The organism is Candidatus Frankia alpina (assembly GCF_902806485.1).
GTDB lineage: Bacteria > Actinomycetota > Actinomycetes > Frankiales > Frankiaceae > Frankia > Frankia alpina.
The window spans coordinates 1-6034 of the sequence record NZ_CADCWT010000261.1 but is presented as its reverse complement, the minus strand read 5'-3'; the positions used below and the strand labels follow the sequence as shown (position 1 = coordinate 6034).

Here is a 6034-nt window from a genome sequence, read left to right as displayed (position 1 = left end):
CTCGCCGCGGAGTTCGCGCAGCAGGGAACGCCGGTCGGCACCCTTGCGCGGCAGGAAACCCTCGAAGGTCCACCTGTCGGTGGGCAGGCCGCTGACGGCCAGGGCGGCGGTCACCGCGGACGGACCGGGCACGACGGTGATGGCCATGCCGGCGGCGACGGCCGCGGCGACGACCCGGAAGCCGGGATCGGACACCGCCGGCATCCCGGCATCGGTGACCAGGGCGACGGTCGCCCCCTGGCGCAGGTAGTCGGTCAGGAGCGCGGCGCGGGCGCCCTCCACCGCGTCGTAGCAGGACACGACCCGTCCGGAGATGGTGACGCCCAGCGCGTGCGCCAGCCGGAGGACCCGTCGGGTGTCCTCGGCGGCGATCACATCCGCCGTGGCGAGGACCTCACCGAGGCGTGGGCTCGCGTCCCGGACGTCACCGATCGGAGCGCCGCACAGCACCAGGGTCCCGGACACCTCCTCAGTCTGTCAGGAGCCAGGACCTACCCTGATCGGTGTGACGGCGACGACGGCCCACGTGCCCTGGAACACGAGCGGAGGGGGCGACTCGCCGCAGGTGACCGATCCGGACCCACTCGGCCCGCAGCGGTCACGGGCCCAGGCACTGCGCGAGCGGCTGTGCCCTCCGATGCCGGGCTCCCCGCTGGCCGGGTGGCTGGCGACTCTGTCGGTCGCGATTCTGGCCGGGCTGCTGCGCTTCTGGAACATCACCCAGCCGCGCGGGGTGTACTTCGACGAGGTCTACTACACCAAGGACGCCTGGGGCCTGCTCACCGCCGGCTACGAGATCAACTCGACGACCTGTTCCGGGCCGGCGTACGTCGTCCATCCGCCGTTCGGCAAGTGGCTGATGGCCGCCTCCGAGGGCCTGTTCGGGTACACGAACTGCGCGGGAGTCCCGCATGGCGACCCGGAACTCGGCTGGCGGTTCTCCTCGGCGCTGTTCGGCACGCTGGCCGTGTTCGTCCTCGCCCGCGCCGCCCGGCGGATGTTCCGCTCGACCCTGCTGGGTTGCTTCGCGGGCCTGCTGCTCGCCATGGACGGCCTGGAGTTCGTGCAGAGCCGGATCGGGATCCTCGACATCTTCCTGATGACCGGCGTCGTCGTGGCGTTGGCGTGCCTGCTGCTCGACCGCGACGACGGGCGCGCCCGGCTCGCCGACCGCCTGACCGCCGTCGCGCCCCCGCGCCCCGGTCCGGCACTCCCGGCGGCCACGGCGGAGCGCCTGGATCGGCTGCGCGAGCTCTATGGGCCACGGCTGGGGTTCCGCCGGTGGCGGCTGGCCTGCGGAGTGACGCTCGGCCTGTCGATGGGCGTGAAGTGGAGCGCGCTCTACACGATCATCGGCTTTGCGGCGCTCGCGATCGCCTGGGACATCGGCGCACGGCGCACCGGCGGCGCGCGGCGGCCCGTGCTGGGGGCACTGCGACGGGACCTGCCCGCCTGGGCCGCCACGTTCGTCGTCGTCCCGATCGCGACGTTCCTGGCCACCTGGACGGGCTGGTTCGTCACCGACGGCGGCTACGACCGGCACTTCTACGGCAACGGGTTCGGCGCGGCGGTGCACGGCTGGTGGAAGTACCAGATGGCGGTGCTGCAGTTCCACGAGGGCCTCGACCAGGGGCATGACTTCGCCTCGCACCCGATGAGCTGGCTGGTGATGGCCCGGCCGGTGGCGTACTTCTACTCGTCGCCCGCCTACGGGACGCCCGGCTGCCACGACCCGGCCGGCTGCTCCCGGGAGGTGCTGGCGCTGGGCAATCCGGCGGTGTGGTGGGTGGGCACCGCCGGCCTGGTGGGGATGCTCGCCTGGTGGGTGGCCCGGCGGGACTGGCGGGCCACCCTGGTGCTGGTCGGCTTCGGCTCGGCGTTCCTGCCGTGGCTGCTGTTCCCGAAACGCACGATGTTCTTCTTCTACGCGCTGCCGTGCCTGCCGTTCCTCATCCTCGGGATCACGGCCCTCGCCGGGCTCGTGCTCGGCCCGCGGGGCGCCTCCGACGCCCGCAGGCTGACCGGCGCGTTGACGGTCGGGGTTTACACGATCGTCGTCGTCCTGCTGTTCGCGTACTTCTACCCGATCCTCGCCGCGCAGGTGATCCCTTACTCCTCCTGGCGGGCGAGGATGTGGTTCCCCGGCTGGATCTGATGGATCTGAGCCGGGGAACCCCGCCCGGCGCGCCGGCCGGGTACCCGTGGGCCTGGTGTGATCTCTCTCACTAGATCCGCCGCGATTCCCCCGTTGAACACCCAAAGCGATGACATCATCACAAATGGACGTTCCCGGCCGGATCGGTGCGCACGAATGGGAACCATTGAAGTTGACTGATCACTCAGAGTCGGAGCAACGAACCGCTAGCAGCCTCACCGGTGAAAATGACAGGGGGGTCTCGTACCGCGTGAGATCCCGATCGGGGATGGTGGGGCGGTCATGCCCCGAGACCGCACGGCAGGCAGCGCCCGTGCGGGTCTCCCTCCGGCCTCCACCTACCGGAGCCGGGTGTCGGGCGGACCGAGACTGGGAGGAACCACCATGGCCGATGTGTCGGTGCGCTTCGCGATGACCGATGACAGCGAGATCGTGCTGAACCTGTCCCTCACGCAGGCGATCCGGCTAACCGAGGCGATCGCGTCGAAGGTCAGCCAGGCGATGACCGAGCAGCCGCGGGCCGGCATGAACGGCAACGCCTACGGCCCGGGCGGAGTGCGCCCCGGGCCGTACTCGACGTCCTGACTCGGACGTCCCGACTCGGACGTCCCGACTCGGACGTCCCGACTCGGACGTCCCGACGGCGGCGGCCGGACGACCCCGACCGGCCGCGCCTGCCAGCCGTTGGCGCCCACGAGAAACCGCCAGCACCGCCAGAACCCGTCAGTGGGGTTCGGGCGCGCCCCCGGTGAGCTGCGCGATCAACGCCCGCAGCAGGTCGAGGTCCCGCCGGCGCAGCTCGGCCGCGGAGGCGGGGTCCGACCCCGCGGGGGTCAGCGCCGCCCGCACCCGACGCAGCTTGTCGCGCAGCGACTCCACGACCACAGGCGAGACCAAGCCGTCGCGCAGCACCAGCACGACGTGCCCGCCGTGCTGCACGACGTCCACCGGCTCGACCATCGGTAAGGTGACGACCCCGATGCCGACGGGGGCCTCCTGGTCATAGACGAGGCAGAGCTGATCCTCGGCCAGCACCTCGGCGCTGCCGTCATCCCAGAGGACCGTCGCACGCGCGGTGACCGGCGCCGCGCCGCGGGTCGACTCGACCCGCACCGGCCCGGGCTGCTCGGCCGGCTCGCGGCGCCCGGCCGCGTGCACGGCCAGCACAGTGCCGCGCCGCGACCAGATCCCGCCGCCGAGGTCGTCGACCGGGAAAACCCGGTCACCCCGAGCGAACATCACCAGCGCGGCACGACCGTCCTCGGCGGTCGGAGGGTGGGCGGCCATGGCGTGATCGTAGGTGGCGGCCTGGAACGCCCGATCGGCGAGACCCCCCACCGGGGTGCGAACGGTGACACCGCCGCCGACGGCGGCCACCACGGACCGCTGGGGACGACGGGGGTTCCACCGGCCCGGCGACCTCCGCCGATGCGACCCGGACCCGGCGTCGACGCATCGCCGACATCGTGAATTCACACGGCGGGTCGGGCCCGTCTTCTGGCTTACCGCCAGGCATGGGCGCAGATCGCCCTGGCGGGTTACCTTCGCCTGGTTGCCATCGATCGGGTGGCGACCGGCGGCGGCCGCCAGGACGCGAGCGGCTCGGCGACGGATCGTGATCGCGCGGTGGCGTCCGCCCTGACCTGTCCCCCGCATAACCCCTGGTCGGAAACTCGGCCAATCACGCCCCGCGGAGCCTACGAATGCCCGACACCGACTATCCGCCCATCGAGGAGCACGCGGTCATCGGCGACCTGCGTACCGTGGCGCTCGTCGCCACGGATGGCACGATCGACTGGTACTGCCCGCAACGCTTCGATTCGCCGTCGGTCTTCGCGAGTCTGCTCGACGCCGACCGCGGCGGGTCGTTTCGCATCCACTGCCCGGACTCGCCGGCCAAACAGCTCTACCTGCCGGACTCGAACGTCCTGATGACCAGGTTCCTCACCCCGCGGGCGGTCGGCGAGGTCGTCGATTTCATGGTCCCGGTGGACAGCGACGTCGCGGAGACCCCGCATGTCGTCGTCCGCCAGGCCCGAGCCGTGCGCGGGACGGCGACGTTCCGGCTGCGCTGCGACCCGCGGTTCGACTATGGGCGCGCCGCGCACACGGTGACGCTGGTCCCCGGGTCGGGGGCGGTGTTCGAATCGTCGCGGGGCACCCTCGTGCTGCGCACGGCGTTGCCGCTGCGGGCCGATGGCACCGCCGTGTACGCCGAGTTCGACCTGGTGATGGGCGAGACCGCCGACATCGTGCTCGAATGGAACTCGACGATCCGTCCGCTGATCACCGGCGAGGCGGACACGCTGTTCACCCGGACGGTGAACTACTGGCAGTCGTGGCTGCGGCGGAGTCGTTACCACGGCCGCTGGCGGGAGATGGTCCTGCGCAGCGCGCTGGTTCTCAAGCTGCTGGTCTACCGGCCCACCGGTGCCCTGGTCGCGGCGCCGACCACCTCGCTGCCGGAGGAACTCGGCGGCGTGCGCAACTGGGACTACCGCTACACCTGGATCCGGGACGCGGCGTTCACCACCTACGCGTTGATGGCGCTGGGCTTCACCGACGAGGCCGCCGCCTTCATGGACTGGCTGGAGCAGCGCTGCCACGAGGCGCCGAAAGACTCCGGGCTGTACGTGCTGTACAGCGTCGACGGCAACGCCCACCTGGACGAGATCGTCCTGGACCATCTCGCCGGCTACCGCGGCTCGAAGCCGGTGCGCATCGGCAACGCCGCCGCCGAGCAGCTCCAGCTCGACATCTACGGCGAGCTGATGGACTCGGTCTACCTCTACAACAAGAAGGTTCCGATCTCCTTCCAGCTCTGGGAGGCCCTCGGTCGCCAGCTCGACTGGCTGGCCAAGCACTGGGACGAGCCGGACGAGGGCATCTGGGAGACCCGTGGCGGGCGCCAGCGCTTCACCTACTCGGCGCTGATGACCTGGGTGGCGTTCGAGCGCGCCTGCCGCATCTCGCGCCAGCGCGGCCTGCCCGGTCCCACCAACGACTGGAAGGAGCTCGCCGGCCAGGCGTACCGGTTCGTCCAGAACGAGTCGTGGAACCCGACCCGCGGCGCCTACATGGAGTTCCCGGGCTCACCGCGGCTGGACGCGTCCCTGCTGTGCATGCCGCTGGTGAAGTTCTCCGGGCCCACCGATCCGCGATTCCTCTCGACACTCGACCGGTTCGGCGAGGACCTCGTCAGCGACAGCCTGGTGCGCCGCTACGCCGCCGACGGCAGCGACGGGCTGACCGGTGACGAGGGCACGTTCAACCTGTGCTCGTTCTGGTACGTAGAGGCGCTGACCCGGGCCGGCCGGCTCAACGAGGCCCGAATGGTCTTCGAGAAGATGCTCACCTACGCCAACCATGTGGGCCTCTACGCCGAGGAGATCGGCTCCTCCGGCGAAGCGCTCGGCAACTTCCCGCAGGCCTTCACCCATCTCGCGCTGATCAGCGCGGCGATCAACCTGGACCGCGCCCTCGGCTAACCGCCGCTGCGCGCGCACCACCCGGCAAGCGGATGGCGTGCCCGCGACGCGCGATCGCCGGTCGGGACCCGGACATCGGCTGTCGGGACCCGGACATCGCCGGTTGCGGTGACGGTAAGCCGGTACCGGCCGGCCCGCGAGCACGGCAGGATAGGACCCACCGGACGGGCCGCACCGAGCGGCGAGGATGTGCCACAAGGCCGCCGGCGGCGCAGACCGGCGCGGCGCGGGGTGTGGGGACGAGGGGCGAGGTCATGGCGGGACTGGACCATTTTCGGGTGGTCGTGGAGTCCGGACACCCGGATCGGACCGGGGTGGTCGTCCGGCTGCCCGGCGCGCTCATCGTCGCCCGCGCCGGCCGGCCCGAGACCGCCGAGATCACCAGCAGGCT

Annotated in this window: 5 protein-coding genes and 1 pseudogene; 4 read left to right on the top strand and 2 right to left on the bottom strand. The window is 71.4% G+C overall.

The window, feature by feature from the left end:
- Nucleotides 1-465 (bottom strand): 16S rRNA (cytidine(1402)-2'-O)-methyltransferase (gene rsmI, locus G6R25_RS20220; protein WP_235949220.1); only part of this gene is annotated, 465 nt, incomplete at its 3' end.
- Nucleotides 466-505: 40 nt separating this feature from the next.
- Here rsmI and G6R25_RS20215 point away from each other — a divergent pair.
- Together G6R25_RS20215 and G6R25_RS20210 are read left to right on the top strand one after the other, a co-directional pair.
- Nucleotides 506-2155: a dolichyl-phosphate-mannose--protein mannosyltransferase gene (locus G6R25_RS20215; protein WP_163554199.1), complete on the top strand. Its 1650-nt coding sequence runs from the start codon at nucleotides 506-508 to the stop codon at nucleotides 2153-2155.
- Between the two features lie 384 nt (nucleotides 2156-2539).
- The gene (locus tag G6R25_RS20210) at nucleotides 2540-2740 is read left to right on the top strand and encodes a hypothetical protein (protein ID WP_009741926.1); all 201 of its coding nucleotides are present in this window, start codon (nucleotides 2540-2542) and stop codon (nucleotides 2738-2740) included.
- A gap of 138 nt (nucleotides 2741-2878) precedes the next feature.
- Here G6R25_RS20210 and G6R25_RS20205 read toward each other — a convergent pair whose 3' ends face one another.
- Nucleotides 2879-3532: a hypothetical protein gene (locus G6R25_RS20205; protein ID WP_235949217.1), complete on the bottom strand. Its 654-nt coding sequence runs from the start codon at nucleotides 3530-3532 to the stop codon at nucleotides 2879-2881.
- A gap of 326 nt (nucleotides 3533-3858) precedes the next feature.
- Between G6R25_RS20205 and G6R25_RS20200 the strand changes: the two genes are divergently transcribed.
- Complete coding sequence (locus G6R25_RS20200; protein ID WP_163554198.1) at nucleotides 3859-5643, top strand: glycoside hydrolase family 15 protein; 1785 nt, start codon at nucleotides 3859-3861, stop codon at nucleotides 5641-5643.
- 254 nt (nucleotides 5644-5897) lie between these two features.
- Nucleotides 5898-6034: pseudogene (locus tag G6R25_RS28020) on the top strand (FHA domain-containing protein); the annotation flags it as partial.